This is a genomic window from Bradyrhizobium zhengyangense (genome assembly GCF_022012555.1).
GTDB lineage: Bacteria > Pseudomonadota > Alphaproteobacteria > Rhizobiales > Xanthobacteraceae > Bradyrhizobium > Bradyrhizobium zhengyangense.
Genome location: NZ_JAKLTZ010000001.1, coordinates 441,831 through 462,177, shown reverse-complemented (window position 1 = coordinate 462,177; position 20,347 = coordinate 441,831). Strand labels below are relative to the sequence as shown.

The 20,347-nt window shown below is 63.3% G+C and carries 18 protein-coding genes; 9 read left to right on the top strand and 9 right to left on the bottom strand.

Features of this window, described 5'->3' with window-relative positions; translation table 11 throughout:
• Nucleotides 1–15 precede the first annotated feature (15 nt).
• The 6 genes from L6639_RS02305 (at nucleotide 16) to L6639_RS02280 (ending at nucleotide 8,216) form a co-directional block, all read left to right on the top strand.
• Entirely contained in the window at nucleotides 16–2,430 is a 2,415-nt protein-coding gene (locus L6639_RS02305) for a TonB-dependent receptor (protein ID WP_237859403.1), read from the top strand.
• 255 nt (nucleotides 2,431–2,685) lie between these two features.
• The gene (locus tag L6639_RS02300; RefSeq protein WP_237859401.1) at nucleotides 2,686–5,244 is read left to right on the top strand and encodes a TonB-dependent receptor; all 2,559 of its coding nucleotides are present in this window, start codon (nucleotides 2,686–2,688) and stop codon (nucleotides 5,242–5,244) included.
• Between the two features lie 17 nt (nucleotides 5,245–5,261).
• On the top strand, nucleotides 5,262–5,951 hold the full coding sequence (locus tag L6639_RS02295) for a Fe2+-dependent dioxygenase (protein ID WP_237858599.1): 690 nt from the start codon (nucleotides 5,262–5,264) through the stop codon (nucleotides 5,949–5,951).
• A complete protein-coding gene (exbB, locus tag L6639_RS02290) occupies nucleotides 5,948–6,949 on the top strand; it encodes a tonB-system energizer ExbB (RefSeq protein ID WP_237858597.1) in 1,002 nt (333 codons plus the stop codon). The genes L6639_RS02295 and exbB overlap by 4 nt, the downstream gene beginning before the upstream one ends.
• A 3-nt stretch (nucleotides 6,950–6,952) precedes the next feature.
• Entirely contained in the window at nucleotides 6,953–7,414 is a 462-nt protein-coding gene (exbD, locus tag L6639_RS02285) for a TonB system transport protein ExbD (protein ID WP_237858595.1), read from the top strand.
• A gap of 10 nt (nucleotides 7,415–7,424) precedes the next feature.
• Entirely contained in the window at nucleotides 7,425–8,216 is a 792-nt protein-coding gene (locus L6639_RS02280; RefSeq protein ID WP_237858594.1) for an energy transducer TonB, read from the top strand.
• Nucleotides 8,217–8,227: 11 nt separating this feature from the next.
• Here L6639_RS02280 and L6639_RS02275 read toward each other — a convergent pair whose 3' ends face one another.
• The 3 genes from L6639_RS02275 to L6639_RS02265 all read right to left on the bottom strand — a co-directional run bounded on the left by L6639_RS02275 (nucleotide 8,228) and on the right by L6639_RS02265 (nucleotide 10,347).
• A complete protein-coding gene (locus tag L6639_RS02275) occupies nucleotides 8,228–8,650 on the bottom strand; it encodes a hypothetical protein (protein ID WP_237858593.1) in 423 nt (140 codons plus the stop codon).
• A 75-nt stretch (nucleotides 8,651–8,725) separates the two neighbouring features.
• Nucleotides 8,726–9,406: a site-2 protease family protein gene (locus tag L6639_RS02270; protein ID WP_237858592.1), complete on the bottom strand. Its 681-nt coding sequence runs from the start codon at nucleotides 9,404–9,406 to the stop codon at nucleotides 8,726–8,728.
• A gap of 74 nt (nucleotides 9,407–9,480) precedes the next feature.
• Nucleotides 9,481–10,347, bottom strand: coding sequence for a LysR family transcriptional regulator (locus tag L6639_RS02265; protein WP_237858591.1), 867 nt, complete (start codon nucleotides 10,345–10,347; stop codon nucleotides 9,481–9,483).
• A gap of 91 nt (nucleotides 10,348–10,438) precedes the next feature.
• Here L6639_RS02265 and L6639_RS02260 point away from each other — a divergent pair, with 91 nt between their 5' ends.
• Entirely contained in the window at nucleotides 10,439–11,350 is a 912-nt protein-coding gene (locus L6639_RS02260; RefSeq protein WP_237858590.1) for a DMT family transporter, read from the top strand.
• A gap of 2 nt (nucleotides 11,351–11,352) precedes the next feature.
• Here L6639_RS02260 and L6639_RS02255 read toward each other — a convergent pair whose 3' ends face one another.
• The 6 genes from L6639_RS02255 to gntR form a co-directional block, all read right to left on the bottom strand.
• On the bottom strand, nucleotides 11,353–11,745 hold the full coding sequence (locus tag L6639_RS02255; RefSeq protein WP_237858589.1) for a GFA family protein: 393 nt from the start codon (nucleotides 11,743–11,745) through the stop codon (nucleotides 11,353–11,355).
• A complete protein-coding gene (locus tag L6639_RS02250) occupies nucleotides 11,742–12,899 on the bottom strand; it encodes a serine hydrolase domain-containing protein (protein ID WP_237858587.1) in 1,158 nt (385 codons plus the stop codon). The genes L6639_RS02255 and L6639_RS02250 overlap by 4 nt, the downstream gene beginning before the upstream one ends.
• 39 nt (nucleotides 12,900–12,938) lie before the next feature.
• A complete protein-coding gene (locus L6639_RS02245; protein WP_237858585.1) occupies nucleotides 12,939–13,685 on the bottom strand; it encodes an SDR family NAD(P)-dependent oxidoreductase in 747 nt (248 codons plus the stop codon).
• A 21-nt stretch (nucleotides 13,686–13,706) separates the two neighbouring features.
• Nucleotides 13,707–14,438, bottom strand: coding sequence for an SDR family oxidoreductase (locus tag L6639_RS02240; RefSeq protein ID WP_237858584.1), 732 nt, complete (start codon nucleotides 14,436–14,438; stop codon nucleotides 13,707–13,709).
• A 168-nt stretch (nucleotides 14,439–14,606) separates the two neighbouring features.
• Nucleotides 14,607–16,436, bottom strand: a complete 1,830-nt coding sequence (locus L6639_RS02235) for an IlvD/Edd family dehydratase (protein ID WP_237858583.1) — start codon at nucleotides 16,434–16,436, stop codon at nucleotides 14,607–14,609.
• A gap of 127 nt (nucleotides 16,437–16,563) precedes the next feature.
• On the bottom strand, nucleotides 16,564–17,661 hold the full coding sequence (gntR, locus tag L6639_RS02230) for an HTH-type transcriptional regulator GntR (protein ID WP_237858582.1): 1,098 nt from the start codon (nucleotides 17,659–17,661) through the stop codon (nucleotides 16,564–16,566).
• Nucleotides 17,662–17,864: 203 nt separating this feature from the next.
• Between gntR and L6639_RS02225 the strand changes: the two genes are divergently transcribed.
• Nucleotides 17,865–18,926: an ABC transporter ATP-binding protein gene (locus L6639_RS02225; protein ID WP_237858581.1), complete on the top strand. Its 1,062-nt coding sequence runs from the start codon at nucleotides 17,865–17,867 to the stop codon at nucleotides 18,924–18,926.
• Nucleotides 18,927–18,972: 46 nt separating this feature from the next.
• Nucleotides 18,973–20,286 carry an ABC transporter substrate-binding protein gene (locus L6639_RS02220; protein WP_237858580.1) on the top strand — a complete coding sequence of 438 codons (1,314 nt, stop codon included), beginning with the start codon at nucleotides 18,973–18,975 and terminating at the stop codon, nucleotides 20,284–20,286.
• Nucleotides 20,287–20,347: the final 61 nt, after the last annotated feature.

Sequence of the window (20,347 nt, the reverse complement as noted above, 5' to 3'; positions counted from 1 at the left end):
ATGGGGTGCGTTGGAATGGGGCTGGTGATGGCTCCGCGATCGCTGCGTGCGATCACGGCAAGAAATTCAGTTGAAGAGAAGCTCGAGGGCAATTCCGGCAAGTCGGCATCAGTCGTTGCCGGCCTGATTGCGGTGGCGTCGGTGTCGAGCGGCGCGCAGGCGCAACAATCAAGCCTGCCTCCGGTGAATGTCGATGCGCCGGTCGAGCGTCCGCGCCCGGCGGCCTCGAAGCCGTCGCCCGAGCAGGTCCGCGCGCGCAACGCGCTTCGCCGCGCCGCGCAGCGCCAGCAGGCGCAGCAGCAGGCTGCTGCTGTTGCGCCGGCCCCGGCCGGAGCGCTCGATCGAAATCCCTACGCCGATCCGGCCGCGCCCTACAAGGTCGACCACGTCCAGGCGTCCGGCAAGTTTCCCGAGCCGATGCTGAACACGCCGAAGACGATCACGGTGCTCAGCAAGGAAGTGCTCGAGGACAAGAACGCGACCACGCTGAAGGAGATCGGACGCTCGACCGCCGGCGTGACGCTGGGATCGGGCGAGGGCGGCAATGCTTTCGGCGACCGCTTCTTCATCCGCGGCTTCGACGCGCGCAACGATGTCTTCATCGACGGCATCCGCGATCCCGCCGTGTCGATCCGCGAGAACTTCTTCACAGAGCAGATCGAGATATTGCGCGGGCCGGCATCGTCCTATGCCGGACGCGGCACCGCCGGCGGCGCCATCAACATCGTCACCAAGCAGGCCGGCGACGTCAACTTCAAGCGGATGGACACCGAGTTCGGCACCGACATGACCAAGCGCGTCACGCTCGACGTCAACCAGGTCATCGATCCGACCTTCTCGGTGCGCACCGGTGGCCTGTTCCAGGACGCCAATGTCGCCGGCCGCAATTACGTGACCGACGATCGCTGGGGCACCTTCCTGTCGACCAAGTACACCCCGACCAACGACATCAAGATCACGACCAACTACGTCCACACCGATCTCAGCGGCCTGCCGGATTTCGGCGTGCCCTTTTACAAGCAGGGCAATTTGCCGGTGACGTCGGCCGGTATTCCGCGCGGCAACTGGTACGGCTTCCTCAACCGCGACTTCCAGACCGCGCGGCAGGATTTCGGCACTGCAACGGCCGAGTACAAGGTCAACGAAGCCATCACGCTGACCAGCAAGGTGCGCGGCGAGCATTCGCTGCTCAATTACATCGGAACGCTGCCGCAGAATCCGATCACGACCAATCCCAATCCGTTGCTCTGGACCACGACGGCGAGCGCGCAGAGTCGCTACCAGACAGCGGACGTGTGGGCCAACCAGAACGAGGCCACGTTCAAGCTCGACACCGGCGGGGTCAAGCATACCGCAGTGTTCGGCGCCGAATACACCAACGAGAATGTCTCGATCGATCGTTACGCGGGTCTGACGTCGGAGCTCGCCGGCTCGCCCTTCACGAGCAACGGGGCGATCTCGGGGGTTAATCTCTACTCACCTCAGTACACGTATCTCGGTGGCTTCGGGTCGGCGTCGCTGACAGGCAACCCGACACGCTATGGCGTCAACACCAGCAGCGTCTACGCCATGGACACCGCGAACTGGCAGGACACCATCATCCTGAACGGCGGCATCCGCTACGACGGCTACAACATGAGCTCGTCGACCAACTCCGCCTATCTGAAAATGAACTCCGATCTGGTCAACTACAATGTCGGCCTGGTCTACAAGCCGATGTCGATCGGCAGCCTTTACGCGGCCTATGCGACCTCGGCCAATCCGTTCGGCTCGGAGCTCGACGCGACCGGCACCGATTACGGCGGCGTTCCCGCCAACACGGCCGTCCTGCTCGGGCCCGAGCGCAACAAGGCGGCCGAGCTCGGCACCAAATGGGAGCTGGCTGATCGTCACCTGCTGGTGAGTGCCGCATTGTTCCAGACCACGAAGGACAACGCGCGCGAGACCAATGCGGCGGGCGTGCTCACCTCGAATGCGGCCTACCGCATCCAAGGGATCGACATCGAGGCCGAGGGCAAGATCACCGATCGCTGGAGCGTCTTCGGCGGCCTGGTCCTGATGCAGTCCAAGGTCACACAGAGCAACATTGCGTCCAACATCGGCCTTCAGCTCGCCAACGTCGCGCATCAGTCGTTCAGCATGCTGACCAAGTACAAGTTCGACGGCGACTGGGAAGTCGGCGGGCAGGCGGTATACCGCTCGAAGGTCTATGGCGGCACGTTCGCCGCCAACACCGGCAACGAGCTGCCGAGCTATTGGCGCTTCGATGCGTTCGTCGAAAAGAAGATCGACAAGAACTGGACCATGAAGTTCTACGCCCAGAACCTGACCAACAAGCTCTACTACGACACGCTTTACCGGAGCGCCGTGCCGTTCGTCGCAGTCGCGCCGGGGAGGGCCTTCTACATCATCACGACGGCCAAGTTCTGATGAGGTCCTTGTCAACCCGCCATAATCGCGATGCACGAGACCGTGCATCGCAAGGACAAACATCGGCTCCAGTTTAGAACGCTTACAAACTCGCGTTTAGAACGGTTTCAAACTCAAGTTTAGAATCGTTTTGATCTGGATGGATTCAAGATTGCTCTCGCCGTGACTGCGTTGACCCTCACTGCCCCGCTCGATACGACCAGTGTGTCGCACTGTCACGGTGCGACACACTGCAGCAATGGAATGGGGCGTAGGATGGGCATGGCAAGGGCTCCGCGGTCGTTGCGTTCGACCGCGGCACGGCAAGCATTGGTCGGCAATTTCGATGGTGCGGCCGGCAGGACTGTTTCCACCGTTGCAAGCCTGATCGCAGTCGCCTCCGTATCGAGCGCAGCACAAGCGCAGCAAACAAGTCTGCCGCCTGTCAACGTCGACGCACCCAAGGAACGGCCACGCTCCACCACCGCGAAACCGACGCCTGATCAGGTCCGCGCCCGCAACGCGTTGCGGCGTGCCGCGCAACGTCAGCAGGCTGCAGTGGCTCCGGTCGTCGATGCAGCCGCACCGTCGCCCGACCGCAATCCCTATGCGGATCCCGCTGCGCCCTACAAGGTCGATCACGTCCAGGCCGGCGGCAAGTTTCCGGAGAAGCTGGTCGATACGCCGAAGTCGATCACGGTGCTCAGCAAGGAAGTGCTCGAGGACAAGGGCGCCACAACGCTGAAGCAGGCGATCCTGAGCACGGCCGGCGTGACGCTCGGCACTGGCGAGGGCGGCAACGCCTTCGGTGATCGCTTCTTTATCCGCGGCTTCGATGCCCGCAACGACGTCTTCATCGACGGCGTGCGCGATTCCGGCGTAAGCGTGCGTGAGAACTTCTTCACCGAGCAGGTCGAGATCCTGCGCGGTCCCGCGTCGTCCTTCGCGGGCCGCGGCACGGCGGGTGGCGCCATCAACATCGTCACCAAGCAGGCCGTGACCGAGAAGAGCTTCTATAACATGGACACGACGTTTGGCACCGACCAGACCAAGCGTGTTACGCTCGACGTCAACCAGGTGATCAATCCGTCGCTCGCCGTTCGTGCCGGTGGCTTGTTCCAGGATGCCGACGTTGCGGGGCGGGACCGGGTCAAAGACAATCGCGATGGCGCCTTCGTCGCCACGACCTGGAAGCCGACCGACGCCATCAAGATATCAGGCAATTACATTCACACCGAACTGACCGGCATTCCCGATTTCGGTGTGCCGTACTATCGACCGAGTACGTCGTCGACATCAGGCGGTCCTTTCCCGGATTTCGGCGTCAACCGGAATAATTTCTACGGCTTCGTCAACCGCGACTTCTACCGGACCGGCCAGGACATAGGCACGATCAATGCCGAAGTCCAGGTCACGCCCGATCTGTTGCTCACCAACAAGATCCGGGAATCGCATTCGACGCAGAACTACATCGGCACACTGCCGGAATCGCCGACGCTGGCCACAGGCGCTCCATTCACGGCCTATACTTTGAGCGCCAACCCGCAGAGCCGGTACCAGGCCACGGACGTGTTCGCCAACCAGACCGAGGCCACGTACAAGTTCGACGATTATGCCGGCTTCAAGCATACGTTGCTTGCGGGCATCGAATACGACAATGAGCGATCGTCAATCGACACTTACACCGGGCTTGGCTCGGAGATCACGACGGGGACAACGCCTTTCACCGGTTCGGGATCGACGTCCGGGGTCAGCGTGTTTTATCCGCAGGCCACCGACAATCCCTTCCCGATACCGGGAGGCTTGACCGGCAGGCCGACCAAGATTGGAATCGAAACGATCAGCGGCTACGTCGTGGACAGCGCGAATTATCGTGACGTCCTCATTCTCAACGGCGGCTTCCGCTATGACGATTACAGCATCAAGACGTCGGCCTTCACGGCGGCGGGTGCTTTCGGGCAGCAGAGCGCGGAATTCCTGGTTCCGGACTACAACCTCGGCCTCACGCTGAAGCCGCTGCCCAACGGCAGCGTCTATGTGGCCTATGCGACCTCGGCGAACCCCGTGGGCGCGGAGTTCGACGGTACCAGCACCGCCTATGGCGGCATCAATCCGAATTTGGCCGGCGGCAACAACCAGATCTTCGGGCCCGAGAAGAACAAGGCGATTGAGCTCGGTACCAAATGGGAGTTGTTCGATCGCCACCTGCTTCTGACCGCAGCACTGTTCCAGACGACCAAGGAGAACGCGCGCGAGGCGCAGAACGTCGGAAGCACCGTCGCCGCCGCGGCGCTTGGCTGCACCTATGCTCCGGTGGCTCCGGCAACCACCGTATCCTGCATCACGGCGGGGGCGGCTTATCGCGTCCGCGGTATCGATCTCGGCGTCGGCGGCAAGATCACCGATAAGTGGAGCGTGTTTGGAGGCCTCGTGCTGATGCAGTCGGAGGTGACGAAGTCGCTCGCGCCGCCGGCCAATACGACACTCTATGCCTCGAACGTCGGGCGGCCGCTCGCCAACATCGCGCACCAGTCGTTCAGCCTGCTCTCGAAGTACCAGCTCAACGACACCTGGGAGTTGGGCGGGCAGGCGGTGTACCGCTCGAAGATCTATGGCGGCACATTGCTCGCGGCCAATCAGGGCACGTCAATCCCAAGCTACTGGCGGTTCGATGCGTTCGCGGAAGCCAAGATCAACAAGAACTGGCGCCTGAAGCTGTTCGTCAACAACATCTTCGACAAGCGCTACTACGACGCGCTGTACCAGAGCGCCGCGCCCTTCGTGCTCGAAGCACCCGGACGCGCCGCTTACGTGGTGATCTCGGCGCGCTACTGACGGAGACATGAGCTGCCATGCTGACATGCATAGAAGGCGTGCTGAACAAGGATGATGTGGCGGAATTCCGTCGCATCATGGACGCCAGCGAATGGGAAGACGGCCGTTCCACCGCGGGCGCGCAGTCGGCCATGGTCAAGCGCAACGAGCAGTTGCCGCCGGACAGCGAGGTCGCGCGCAAGCTCGGCCATCGCATCATCTCGGCGCTGACGGCGAACCCGCGATTTCTGGCCGCCGCAATCCCGCTCCAGATCTTTCCGCCGCTGTTCAACCGCTATGCGGCGGACAGCGGTCACCATTTCGGCCTGCATGTCGACAACGCCATCCGCGGCGACCGCCTGACCGGTCTTCGCATCCGCACAGATCTGTCGGTCACGCTATTCCTGAGCGAACCCGAGGATTACGACGGTGGCGAACTTGTGATCGAGGACACCTACGGTTCGCACGAAGTGAAGTTGCCAGCCGGGGACTGCGTGCTCTATCCCTCGACCAGCCTGCATCTGGTCACCCCGGTGACGAGGGGGGCGCGGGTTGCGTCTTTCTTCTGGCTTCAGAGCATGATACGGGACGATCAAGCCCGCAGCATGATCTTTGACCTCGACACCGCGATTCAGGCGTTGGTGGAAAGGCTCGGGCGCGACGATCCCGAAACGGTCAAATTGACGGGTATCTATCACAACCTCATTCGCAGCTGGGCCGAAGTATGAAGATCGCATCTTTCCACAAAAGCCTCGCTGCAGCCGCGCTGCTGACGGCCACCTGGCTCGGAGCGCCGGTTTCTGCCCAGACGCAACCCCAGGCGGCGCAGGCTCTTCCCGCAGCGCCTGCACCTGTGACGGCCTCGCCGGCGCCGGCTACTCCCGCTACTGCGGCGCAACCAAGCGTTGTTGCGGCGCCGTCGACCGTGGCCCCCACGGCGGCTGCGCCGGTGGCCGCGATGCCCAGCGGCCCCGCGACCGAGGCTGCCATCGCCCCGGCGCCCGAGGCAGCGCCGAAGGCGGCCATCGCGCCGGCCATGAAGGAATTGTCGCCCTGGGTGATGTTCATGTCGGCGGACATCATCGTGAAGGCGGTGATGATCGGGCTTGCCTTTGCCTCGCTCGTGACCTGGACGGTGTTCATCGCGAAATCGATCGAGCTGTCGATGGCCTCCGCCAAGCTTCGCTCGGCGCTGAAGAAGATTGCGGAGGCGCGCTCGCTCGCGGAAGCCCAGATGGCGCTCGGTACAAGGCAGGGCATCCTGCCGTCCTTCCTGGCGGCGGCGCTTCGTGAGGCGCGGATGTCCGCCGGCCTGTCCAGCGACATCGGCATCAAGGAGCGCGCAGCCTCGAGCTTCGCCGAGATCGTGCGCGCGGAAGCGCGCCGCATCCGCGTCGGTATGGGTGTGCTTGCGACCATCGGTTCGACGTCGCCGTTTGTCGGTCTGTTCGGCACCGTGTGGGGCATCATGAACAGTTTCATCGGCATCTCGAAGTCGCAGACGACGAATCTTGCTGTGGTTGCCCCCGGCATCGCAGAGGCGCTGCTCGCGACCGCCATCGGTCTCGTCGCCGCTATTCCCGCCGTCATCATCTACAATTACTTCTCGCGCGTGACGAAGGGCTATCTCGAGCTCGTCAGCCGGGCCTCGGGAGCCTCGGCACGGCTGTTGTCGCGCGATCTCGACCGCAGCCATGGCAGCGCGCATTCGCGCGCGGCGGAGTAAGCCATGGCCGTTTCGCTCACCGACAACGATGACGACGACGATTTCTCGGAAACGCATGACATCAACGTCACGCCGTTCATCGACGTCATTCTGGTGCTGCTGATCATCTTCATGGTCGCAGCCCCGTTGTCGACGGTCGACCTGCCGATCGATCTGCCGACATCAAGTGCGACCCCGCAGAAGAAGCCGGACAAGCCGACCTATGTCAGCATCAAGCCCGATCTGACGCTCGCGATCGGCGAAAATCCGGTCAAGCGGACCGACCTCGTCAGTTCGCTCGACGCCATCGCCGACATGAGCAAGGACAAATACGTGTTCCTGCGTGCCGACAAGGCCGTGCCGTACGGCGAGTTGATGGGCGTCATGGAAATCCTGCGATCCGGCGGCTATTCTCGGATCAAGCTGGTGGCGCTCGAGGCACCTCCTGCGGCGGCCGGGCCGGCGCAAGGGGCAGTCCAACCCTGATGGCGGCGCGATGACCGACCCTGTGTTCGAGGCGAAATCCTCGCGGCCGTTGTGGATCCTGGCCGCTGTTGCGGCGATTGGCCTGCACATTGGCGGGGCCGCGCTGGCGCTGGCGAACCTTCGCCCTGATGACGCTGACGATGGTCTCGGCGCCAACGGCGCGGAATACGCCGTCGAAATGACCTCGCCAAAGCTCCCCGAGACCGATCTGCCGCCTGGCCCGGACAGCGAAGCCTCGCAGTACCAGCCGCAGCAGATGCAGCAGCAGGCCGAGGTGAAAGAGACCGATCTGCCGAAGGATATCCCCCAGGAAGCCGAGGACCCGGACCGCCTGGTTACCGAGAACGACTCCAAGAAGCCGGTCGAGGACACCACGGAGGTGGCCAAGGTCGAAACGCAGGCGGTCGAGGAGATGCCGAACGCCCAGGAATCGGCCAGGCAGGCGCTGAACGAGGACGCGCGCGAGGGCGAGAAGGCGGCCGCCCCCCATCAGGGCATCGGCAAGGACATCCGCAAGCTGACGGCCGAATGGGGCAAGCGGATCAGTGCCTATTTCGAGATTCACAAGCGCTACCCCAAGGAGAAGAGCAAGACGACGACGGTCAAGCTCAGCCTGGTCCTGAACCGGCGCGGCAATGTCGTGTCCGTCAATGTCGCGGAGTCCTCAGGGGACCCCGCCTTCGACGATGCGGCCATTTCAATGGTGCGTCGCTCGGATCCGGTGCCGGTTCCGCCGGCTGAGCTGACGGATGACCAGTTCGCCTTTAGCCTGCCGGTGAATTTCAAGAAGCCGTCGAAATAGCGGCGTGGCCGTCAGCGCCAGTAGAACTTGATCCCGACATAGACCACGACCAAGCACGCAAAGATCAACGCCACCGGCAGGGGGCGCTTCTGCGTTCCCCCGACCGTCGTCGCCCCGAAGAAGCTGGCCTTTTTCGGTTTGGGGGCCGGGCGCCGGAAAGCGGTAACATTGTCCTTTGCCGGTTCGGCCGGCCGGGTGCGGACGTCGGGCGGGTTTCCACCGCCGCCCATCTCCAGATAGTAGGATTTATAGACCTCGGCGATGGTGGCCTCGGACGCTTCGTCCTCGTTCATCCGCTCCAGCAGCTTCTTGTAGCCATCGAGGAAGCCCTGTGCATCCGGTGGCAGCGCCGACAGCCCATTCAGCTTGGCCATCATCTTCCAGGTGGCGAAATCGGCGCGGGCACGGGTGTCGGCGCGTCGCGCGATCAGCATATCGGCAGCTTTGACCAAGTTGGCCTCTAGCCCTCAGGCTTGTCTTCAAGTGCAGGGTCGGGTGTACGGCTTCAACTACGCATTGCCGGTAGCGAAGAGAACAGCTTGAATCACATAACCGGTCAACGTTCGCAGTATTGCTGAAATAACATCAAGATTTAGACCGAACTGGGAACCCGCCAGCGGCAACAGGATCAGGAGCGCGATCAGGATCAGCATGCCGAACGGCTCGAGCCGGGACAGGGGCAAAGCGAGCGGCCGGGGCAACAGCCCGACCGCGACCCGTCCGCCGTCGAGCGGCGGGATCGGCATCATGTTGAATACGGCCAGCACGGCGTTGATCAGCAGCGCATTCTTGAGATTGTCAAAGATCCATTGCGCTGAGCCTGCCGGCGCCCAGGGCAAAACGTGGAGCGCGAGGCCTGCGAGCAGCGCCAGCAGGATGTTGGTGATGGGGCCGGCGAGGGCGACCCAGACCATGTCCATCTTCGGATTGTTGAGCTTGCGAAAATTCACCGGCACGGGCTTGGCATAGCCGAACAGGAACGGCGAATGCGCGAACAGCAGCATCGCCGGCAAAATGAGCGTGCCGAACGGGTCGATATGGCGGAGCGGGTTGAAGCTGACGCGGCCGAGCTGCCAAGCGGTGTTGTCGCCGAGCCGGTGCGCCACGAAGCCGTGCGCGGCTTCATGGAACGTGATGGCGAGCACCAGCGGCAGCACCCACACGGAGAGATCATAGAAGGAAATGTTCACGTCGTATCTTGCCCGTATGTGCCTGTCGCCTTGCAGACGACCCGGCCAAACCGGCGGTGCAGCAACGCTTCAGCTCAACATAGGGTGGCCGGTTCCGAAATGCCACGCTGCAAATGATCGGCGAGCAGCGCCGCCGGGCGAGGCAGCTTGCGCGCGCGGTGCAGGCGGATGTCCGCCGCGGGCAGCGGCGGCAGACCATCGCGCAGGCCGAGAGTGCGCAGGCGAGGCGGCAGGGTGCCTGCCTTCACTACGGTGACCGCGAGGCCCTGCGCCGCGATCGCTTCCACCGCTGCCAGCGTCCGGCTGACAAAGGCGAGCCGCCAGGGCCGGTAGGCGTGATCAAGCGCCTCGGTGGCCCATTGGCGGAACAGGCAGCCGCGCGGGTAGAGCGCCACGGGCAGGGTGTCTTCCGCCACGGCGCGACAAGAGGCGGCGGCCGCCCAGACGGCCTGCTCGCGCCGCAACAGCTCACCACCGCCGCGCCCTTCCGGATGCATGGCGATAACGAGATCATAGGCCTCGCCGAGCCGGGCCGGCATGGTCGCGGTCAGTCCGGTCTCGACCTCGACCCTGACAGTCGGATGGCTTTTGGCAAAGTCCGCCAGCAGCGGCGGAATGACGATCGTGCCATAATCGTCCATCACGCCGAGGCGGATGACGGCCTCCGGCTTGCGCCCATGCAGAGCACCGACTGCCTCGGCATGAAGGGCAAGGATTCGCTGCGCATAGGCGCGCAGCTCCTGGCCCGCCGCGGTCGGCACGACGCCGGAGCGATTGCGCTGAAACAGCTTTGTGCCGAGCCGCTCCTCAAGTCGCCTGACCTGCACGCTCACCGCCGACTGGGTCCGGTTGAGCTGGTCGGCCGCGCGCGTGAACGAGCGATGCTCGGCGACGGCGAGAAAAGCCCTCAGCAAATCGGGATCGAGATCGGACGCGGTCATGATGGAACGTTATCCCAGCATGACGGAAATTCTATTCCCAGTTTTGGCACGCCCCGTATGCTGTTCGTCGACCTGTCCGAGTGGAGGAATTGTGGGCGAGATTTTTGGCGTTCTGGCCGCAGTGCTGTCGAGTGCGCTGGGCGGCACCTCGATCGGCGCGACGCGCTATCTCGTGAGCAGTATCGATCCGCTGGCGATCGGCTCGTTCCGGTTCGGCATCGGCTTTTTGCTGCTGCTGCCGCTGACCTTGCTGCGAGGCGATCGTTGGCCGGCGCGAGGCGACTGGGCTGTTGCTATTGGGCTCGGCATCCTGTTCTTCGCGCTGTTTCCGATCCTGTTCAATGCATCGTTGATTTTCACGACGGCCGCGCGCGGTGCGCTCGCGCTGTCGACGCTGCCGCTGTTGTCGCTGGTGATCGGCGCCGCCCTCGGCAGCGAGGCCCTGAGCTGGCGCAAATCGATCGGTGTCGTGGTGGCGACGCTTGGTGTTGCCGTCGCGCTGCTCACCGACCTCAGTTCGGCGCCATCAGGCGCCTGGCGCGGTGATCTCCTGATGATGGCGGCTGCACTGTGCATGGCACTGTACGGCATCTGGTCGAAGCCGGTGATCCGGCGCTCCAGCCCGATCGCCTTCACGACCATGAGCATGGCCGCAGGCGCTGCCTGTCTCATCGTGCTCTCGAGCGTCCGTGGCAGTTTCGCACCCATCGCAGATTTCGGCAGGTCGCAATGGCTCGCGGCGTTCTATCTCGGCGCATTTGGTGCGGCGCTGACCTTCTATCTCTGGGCCTTCGCGTTGGAGCGGACCACGCCGACGCGCGTGGCGATCTCGGTGACGGTCAATCCGACCACGGCATCGCTGGTCGGCGCCTGGCTGCTGCATGAGCCGCTGCGCTGGAATCTCGCCGCCGGCATCGTCGCGGTGTTCGCCGGGATCTGGCTCGCCACGACGACTGGACGGCGCGTTGAGGCCGCCGGCCTGTCTGCTTCAAGCCGCTCCTAAGATCACGCCGGGATCGTTCCCTGATATTGCGTCAGGCCGTCGTCGAGCTTCACCCAGACGAGCTTTTCCGAGACCCAGATGTGTTCGGTCGGTGCGAAAGCGTTGCGGTCGTCGAAGGTCGCGAGTGCGACGCCTGCCAGCGTGCCGTTGCGCCGCCAGGAGAACAGCCGCGTGCCGCAGGTCTTGCAGAACACGCGATCGATCGCTTCGGACGACTTATAGCGGCCGGTGTCTCCCTCGACGGTCAGCATTTTCTGGTCGAACTGGGCGCGGGCGAAATAGGGCGAGCCCATCGCCTTCTGGCACATGCGGCAGTGACAGATGCGCACGTTCAGCGGCTCGCCCTCCGCCTTGAACCGCACCGCGCCGCACAGGCATCCACCTTCTCTAATCATGCCACCCGCCATTCGCTGACTTGCCGCGCCATGTTCCAGTTGAGCTCATCGAGGTCGCCATCCATGTTGGTGTTCGGCCGGCTGACATTGGTGAAGGCGGCCCAGCAGAAGCCGCCATGGGTTCTGACCGCAATGGTGCTGGTGCCTGGCAGGCTGCCATTGTGCCACCAATTGTCTGATTTGTTGATGCAGAAACCCTTGGCGTAATCAGGGCTGTAGCTCGGCGCTGATGTCATCGTCTGGATGGTGTGCGGCCGCAAAATGTTCGCCGGCCGTGCATAGCCGTCGACATGCATCAGGAATTGCACGAGGTCGGTCGGCGTCGCGATCCAGCCGCCATGGGAATCCATGCGGTGGACGTTCATCTCGTAGGGACTTTCGACCTTGCAGTAATAGGCGACTTCGCCCGCCTGGCGCTGATCGCGAGTGTTGCCTGCGAGCGTCATGTCGTTGACGCCGCAACGGCCGAGCACTTCGGCGCGGACATGCTCGGCGTAGCGCTGGCCGGTAAGCTTCTCGATCACCCGGCCCAGCACGCAATAGCCGAAATTCGAGTAGGCGTAGTGCTGGCCCGGCGGACGGTCCAGCGGCCGGTTGGCCAGCGTCCAGGTGATCAGCTGCGCATGATCCATGTGCGGATGCGTGAACATGGGATCGTGGTTGTCGTTGGTCCAGCCGCCGCCGGTGTGTGTCAGGAGATGCTCGAGCGTGATCTGGTCGATGCCGGGCGAGGTGGGCGGCGCGCCGTAATCGGTGCCGAGCAGCGCACCGGGGCCGAACACGCGGTCGCCGAGCTTGACGCGGTTCTCCTCGATCAGCCGGAACAGCGTGACCGATGTGATCATCTTGCTGACGCTGGCGATGCGAAACAGGTGCTGCGGCGTCGTTGCTTCGTTCTGCTCGCGATCGGCCACGCCAAAGGCGGCCTGGTGCACGATCGCGCCGGCATAACCGATCGCAAAGGAGAGCCCCGGCACGTCGTATTTGCCCATGAAGGTCTGCGCCAGTCGGCCCATCGCTGCGCGTTCGGCCGGCGAGGGCGGGCGGATGCTTGGCGGGTTCGGCGCGAGCTGCGCGATTGCAGGATGCGAAAATAGCGACAGCGCGCCTGCGCCCGCTGCGAGCTTCACAAAATCGCGTCGCCTGAGCTGCATGGTCCGCCCCTTCGGAGTCCCCTTGGGGCGGCCAATGGCTCAGTAGGTCGCCCGTCCCCCGGAAATATCAAAGACCGCGCCGGTCGAGAAGCCACAATCCTGAGATGCAAGCCAGCTCACCATCGCGGCGAGCTCTTCGACCAGCACGAAGCGCGCTTTGGGGATCTTAGACAGCATGAAATCGATATGCTGCTGCGTCATCTGGTCGAAGATCGCGGTCTTGGCCGCGGCCGGCGTGACTGCATTCACGAGAATGTCATGCGCGGCGAGCTCCTTGCCGAGCGACTTCGTCAGCGCGATCAGGCCGGCCTTGGAGGCGGAATAGTGCGCGGCGTTCGGGTTGCCTTCCTTGCCGGCGATCGAGGCGATGTTCACGATCCGCCCGTATTTCTGCTCGAGCATCACAGGCACGATCGCCTTGCAGACGATGAAGGGGCCGTCGAGATTGATGCGCAGCACCTTGCGCCATTCCTCGAGGTCGGTTTCCCAGACCGGCTTGTTGACGCCGGCGATGCCGGCATTGTTGATGAGGATATCGATCTTGCCGAAGGCGGCCAGCGTCGCATCGCGGGCCTGCTCGACGCCTGCGGTGTCGGTGACATCGACCTTGAAGGCGCGAACGTTGTCGCCGATGTCCTTGGCGGTTTTCTCGGCCAAGCCTGAGTCGAAATCCCAGATCGCGACCCGGGCGCCGGAGGCGACGAAACGTTCGGTGATGGCGCGGCCAAAGCCCTGCGCGCCGCCGGTGACGACGGCGACCCGATCGTTGAGATCAATCTTGTTCATCAGATGTGATCCGGGTGGACGTCAGAGCATGTAGCCGCCGTCAACGACGAGGTCGACGCCAGTGGTGAAGGCACTCTCGTCGCTGCCGAGATAGATCGCCATGTTGGCGATTTCGTCGGCCGTGCCGAGCCGACCCATCTTCTGGCGCGAGATGAACATCTCCTTGCCCTGCGGGCCTTGCGCGGCCGCGCGGTCGAGCATCGAGGGGGTCTCGACGGTGCCGGGGCAGATCGAGTTGCAGCGGATGCCCTTGGTGATGAAGTCGAGCGCCACTGCACGCGACAGCAGCGACACCGCTGCCTTCGATGAGCTGTAAACGTAGCGGTTCGCCGGCGGCCGCAGCGCCGCGCAGGACGAGATGTTGACGATGCTGCCGCCGCCGCCTGCGATCATGTCGGGCAGGAAGGCCTTGATGGTCCGGTGCATCGACTTGACGTTGAGGTCGAACGAGAAATCGAAATCCTCTTCCGAGCAGTCCAGGATGCTGCCGTGGTGCACGAAGCCGGCTGCGTTGAGCAGGATGTCGATCTTGCCGACACGCTTGGCGAAGGCGTTCACGTCGGCGGTGTTGCGGACGTCGAGCTTGGCGACCTCGGCGATGCCTTCCTTGGTCAGGCCTGCGATGCCGGCCTCGTTGATGTCGGTTGCGATGACGGTCGCGCCCTCACGTGCGAACGCAACGGCGCATGCGCGCCCGATGCCGGCCGCTGCGGCCGTGATGACGGCGCGCTTGCCCTTGAGGCGGTCTGCCATGTTGTTTTTCTCCAATGTGTTCATTCGAATGCCAACCCCACCTCATTGCGAGGAGCTCGTGACAAAATTGCGGAGCAATTTTGCACCGATGCGACGAAGCAATCCAGGACTGTCTCCGCGGAGATATCTCTGGATTGCTTCGCTTCGCTCGCAATGACGGTGTGGCTGCTAGTGATTATCCCGCGGCACGCCAAACGCCGAGGCGACGTTCTGGTAGCGCGTGGCGAGCTCCATACAGGCGCCGGTCGATTGCTGGCCGACGGTGTTGCGATAGATCTCCTGCCACGGCGTCTGGTTCGGCGGATGCTTGAAGCCGCCGGCGGCCTTGAGGTCGGCGTGACGCTTCTTCAGCTCCTCGTCCGTGATCAGGATGTTGGCGCTGCCCTTGTTGAGGTCGATGCGGACCTTGTCCCCGGTCTTGAGGATCGCGAGCCCGCCATTGGCGGCCGCTTCCGGCGAGGCATTCAGGATCGAGGGCGAGCCCGAGGTGCCGGACTGGCGGCCGTCGCCGATGCAGGGCAGGGCGAGGATGCCACGTTTGATCAGCGCGGCCGGCGGCTGCATGTTCACGACCTCGGCGCCACCGGGGTAACCGATCGGGCCGGTGCCGCGGATGAACAGCACGCAATGCTCGTCGATCCCGAGCGCGGGATCCTCGATCCGTTCATGATAATCTTCCGGCCCCTCGAACACGACCGCGCGTCCTTCGAACGCGTTCAGGTCTTTCGGGTTGCTGAGATAGCGCTCGCGGAACTCCTTTGAGATCACGCTGGTTTTCATGATCGCGGAATCGAACAGATTGCCGCGCAGCACAAGGAAGCCGGCATCCTTCACCATCGGCTTGTCGTAGGCCCAGATCACATCCTGATCGGGCTTGGGCGCACTTGCGCAGTTCTCGCCGATGCCGCGGCCGTTGACGGTGAGCGCGTCCTCATGGATGCGCTTGTGCTTCACGAGTTCGCGAATCACGGTGGGCACTCCGCCGGAGCGATGGAATTCCTCGCCGAGATAGAAGCCGGCCGGCTGAAGGTTGACGAGCAGTGGCACGTCGTGACCGACTTTCTGCCAGTCGTCGATTGAGAGCTCGACGCCGATGTGGCGCGCGAGCGCGTTGATGTGGATCGGCGCATTGGTCGAGCCGCCGATGGCCGAATTTACCACGATGCAGTTCTCGAACGCTTTGCGGGTCAGGAAATCCGAGGGCTTCAGATCCTCCCAGACCATATCGACGATGCGCTTGCCCGTCTCATAGGCGATCTGGCCGCGCTCGCGATAGGGCGCCGGGATCGCCGCGCAGCCCGGCAGCGAGAAGCCAAGTGCTTCTGCAAGCGCATTCATGGTCGAGGCCGTGCCCATGGTGTTGCAGTGGCCGACCGAGGGGGCCGAGGAGGCCACGATCTCCATAAACTCTTCATAGTCGATCTCGCCGGCGGCGAGCCGCTCGCGCGACTTCCAGACGATAGTGCCGGAGCCGGTGCGCTCACCGTCATGCCAGCCGTTCAGCATCGGGCCACCCGACAGAACGATCGCAGGCAGGTTGACAGTCGCAGCGGCCATCATGCAGGCCGGCGTGGTCTTGTCGCAACCGGTGGTCAGCACCACGCCGTCGAGCGGATAGCCGTAGAGCACCTCGACCAGGCCGAGATAAGCCAGGTTGCGGTCGAGCGCCGCCGTCGGGCGCTTGCCGGTCTCCTGGATCGGGTGGGTCGGGAACTCCATCGCAATGCCGCCGGCCTCGCGGATGCCTTCGCGGACGCGGTGGGCGAGCTCGATATGGTGGCGGTTGCAGGGCGACAGGTCATTGCCGGTCTGGGCGATGCCGATGATCGGCTTGCCGGATTGCAGCTCGGCACGGGTGAGGCCGAAATTCAGGTAGCGCTCCATATAGAGCGCGGTCATGCCCGGATTATGCGGATTGTTGAACCAGTCCTGCGAGCGCAGATGGCGGCGGGTGCCGTTGCCGGCGGGCGCGTGCCCATTGGTTGGCTTTTTTGTCATGGGTTTCTCCTTCAATGCAAACGCACGGGCCGACGTTTGGGATGTCGATCGGTGCGCTGCCCGGCAGTGCGAGCAAGTAAAGACGGCCCGCCTGCTGGCGAACATTTCCTCATCGTTGGGATATTACTCACGGGTCGTTGGTAACGCTATCATTTTGTACGGCGGGCGCCCATTCACCCGCGCGGGGGCTCGCCGTCGGCCGTTGTGCTTGTGAACTCTGCCGTTCGATGACCGTGAAGCCGAGATCGAGCACGGGCTTTTCGGGACGCTTTCCCTCGATCGCCTCAATCAGCATCGCGGCAGCTGTGCTGCCCATCTCGTAACGGTTGGTCCGCACGCTCGTCAGCGTCGGCACCGAGGAGGCCATGAATTCGAGGTCGTTGAAGCCGACGATTGCGATCTGATCGGGGACCGGGATCTCGCGGCGGCGGCATTCGAAGAGAACGCCGAGCGCAAGGTCGTCATTGGCGCAGAACACCGCGTCGATGTCAGGCTCGCGCGCGATCAGATCGGCAAACAGCGCGCCACCCAGCGTCACCGAGGTCGGCGTCGCCGTCGTCACGATCAGTCTTTGGTCGAACAGGCCGGCGTCTTTCATGGCTGCGGCATAGCCGTCGAGCCGGCGCTGCACCCGGGGATCCATGCGGGCGCCTACGAAGCCGATCCTGCGGTGGCCCTGTGCGAACAAATGCGCAATTGCTGCGCGCGCTGCATCATAATGGGAAAAGCCGATCATCATGTCGACCGGATTGGGCCCAATCTCCATGATCTGCACGATTGGGCAGTCAGCCGCCTCTAGCATCGCGCGGGATTCGGTGGTCTGGTCGATGCCCGTGACGATCAGTCCCGCCGGCTTCTGCGCCAGGAACAGGCGCAGCAGCTTCTCCTCCTGAAGAATGGAGTAGCGCGTGTTGGACAGCTGGATCGAATAGCGGCTGCCTTCGGACGCATCGTAGATCCCGCGGAGCACATCGGAAAACACGTTGTTGGTCAGTGACGGAATCAAGACACCGATCACCTCGGTGCGCTGCGAAGCCAGCGCCCGTGCCGCAAGGTTGGGCACATAGCCGAGCTCCCGGGCCGCGCTTTCGACCCGCGTCCGCTTGGCGACCGACAGCGCCTCGGGATTGCGGAAGAAGCGGGACGCTGTGATCGGGCTGACGCCGGCCAGCTCGGCGACTTCCGCCAGCCGAATCTTGCCAGACTTGGTGCGCTTTCGACCCATTTGTTGCTCTTAACACAGCCTATCCCGCAAACAAAGGATCGTTGACAGCGCTACCAGCAGCGACTAACCAAAGACAAATTGCCAAACCCGCACAAACTGCTGACAATGTCGCCTGTTAAGAGGGCTTCAGGTCAGCGAAGTTCAGAAAAACAAGACGGTGGCGGCGCGCCAGTTGCGTCGTCTAAGTCGAAGGAGGGAGCTAGATGTCGTCTGTGCAAATCCGCGACGTGCGGAAATCGTTCGGCAATTTTGAAGTCCTGCACGGCGTCTCGATCCCGATCGAGGACGGCCAGTTTGTCGTCCTGGTTGGCCCCTCCGGCTGCGGCAAGTCGACGCTTCTGCGCATGCTCGCAGGCCTCGAGAACATCACATCAGGCACGATCTCGATCGGCGACCGCGTCGTCAACAATGTCCAGCCCAAGGAGCGGGACATTGCGATGGTGTTCCAGAACTACGCGCTCTATCCGCACATGACCGTCGCCGAGAACATGGGCTTCTCGCTGAAGCTGCGGAATGCCGGCTCGGACGAGATCAGCAAGCGCGTCAAGCGTGCCGCTGAGATTCTTGCACTGACGCCATTGCTCGACCGCTATCCGCGCCAGCTCTCAGGTGGCCAGCGCCAGCGCGTCGCCATGGGCCGCGCCATCGTGCGCGATCCCCAGGTGTTCCTGTTCGACGAGCCGCTGTCGAACCTCGACGCCAAGCTGCGCGTCGCCATGCGGACCGAGATCAAGGAGCTGCACCAGCGGCTCAAGACCACCACCGTTTACGTCACCCACGACCAGATCGAGGCCATGACCATGGCCGACAAGATCGTCGTGATGCATGACGGCATCGTCGAGCAGATGGGCACGCCGCTCGAGCTCTACGACAAGCCGGAAAACCAGTTCGTCGCCGGCTTCATCGGCTCGCCGGCCATGAATTTCCTGAAGGGGCACATCCGCGTCAACGGCGTTGCCACCTTCGAGGGACCGAACGGCGTCAAGCTGCCGCTCAAGAGCGCGCCGGCTGCCTCGGACGGCAAGCCCGTCGTTTACGGCGTCCGTCCCGAGCACTTCACCATTGCCGACGACGGCGCCGACGCCGAGATCGTCGTGGTCGAGCCGACCGGCTCGGAGACGCAGGTATTTGCGAAGGTCGGTGGCGAGCAGGTCGTCGCGGTCTTCCGCGAACGTCACCAGTTCAACCCGGGCGACAAGGTCAAGCTGAAGCCCGATCCGGACGTGATTCACTTGTTTGACGAGGCGACAGGCAAACGCCTGTAGCGACTTCAGAACGACCAAATACAATTAAAAAATCAGGGAGAGAACGATGAGCGATTTCGACAGGCGAAGTGTGCTTAAAGCCGGCCTGGGCGGCGCAGCGTTGCTGGCTGGCCCGGGGATCGTCCCCGTCCGGGCTGCGGAGTGGACCAACACGCCGGAGCCTAACGCCTCGATCCGCGTGCTGCGCTGGAAGCAGTTCATCCAGGCCGAGTTCGACAAGTTCGCCGAGCAGACCAAGAAGTTTTCCGAGAAGACCGGCATCAAGGTGAAGCTCGAGGCCGAGAGCTGGGAAGACATCCGCCCCAAGGCCGCGGTCGCCGCCAATGTCGGCGCGGGTCCGGACCTGATCATCGGCACGCTCGACGATCCCTTCAAATTCCCGGAGAAGCTGATCGACGTCACCGACGTTGCCGACTATCTCGGCAAGCAATATGGCGGCTGGTATCCGGTGGCCGAGCGCTACGGCAAGAAGGGCAACAACTGGATCGCGATTCCGCAAGGCGCGACCGGCGGCTGCCTGAACTACCGCATCAGCCACATGAAGGCCGCGGGCTTCGAGCAATTCCCGAAGGATACCGACGGCTTCCTCAAGCTGTGCCAGGCCCTGAAGAAGAACAATACGCCGGCCGGCTTCGCGCTCGGCCACGCCACGGGTGACGCCAACGGCTGGTGCCAGTGGGCACTGTGGGCGTTCGGCGGCAAGGTCGTCAACGACAAGAACGAGGTCGTGCTCGATTCTCCCGAAACGATCGCAGCCCTCGAATACGTCAAGCAGCTCTATGCGACGTTCATTCCGGGCGTGCTGTCGTGGAACGACTCGAACAACAACAAGGCGTTCCTCAACGGCGAACTCAGCCTTACCCTGAACGGCATCTCGATCTGGACCGTCGGCAAGACCTCGCCCGATCCGAAGCAGCAGGAGATCGCCAAGGACATGGACCATGCGCCGATGCCGATCGGGCCCGTGGGCGTGCCGACCGAGCAGCAGAACGTCCTCGTCTACTACGGTTACAAGCACTCGAAGTATCCGAAGGCGGTCAAGGAATACATCAAGTTCATGATGGATAAGGAGAACTACGACGCGTGGGAGGTCGCCTCCAACGGCTACGTCTCGCCGCCGCTTCCGGCCTATAATGACAATCCGGTGTGGACCTCCGATCCCAAGATCACGCCGTATCGCGACTGCCTGAAGCGTTGCCGCGACAACGGCTATGCCGGCGATCTCGGCTACGCCTCGGCCGCCGTCATGGGCGACTTCGTCGTGGTCGATATGTTCGCCGAAGCCGCCTCTGGACAGGCCACGCCGCAGGAAGCAGCAAAGCGCGCCGCCGAGCGCGCCAAGCGCTACTACCAGGTCTGATCTGCTACCACCTCGGCGGCGCCCGGTTTGCTGGGCGCCGCCGTTGTCGTTCTTGAAGGGG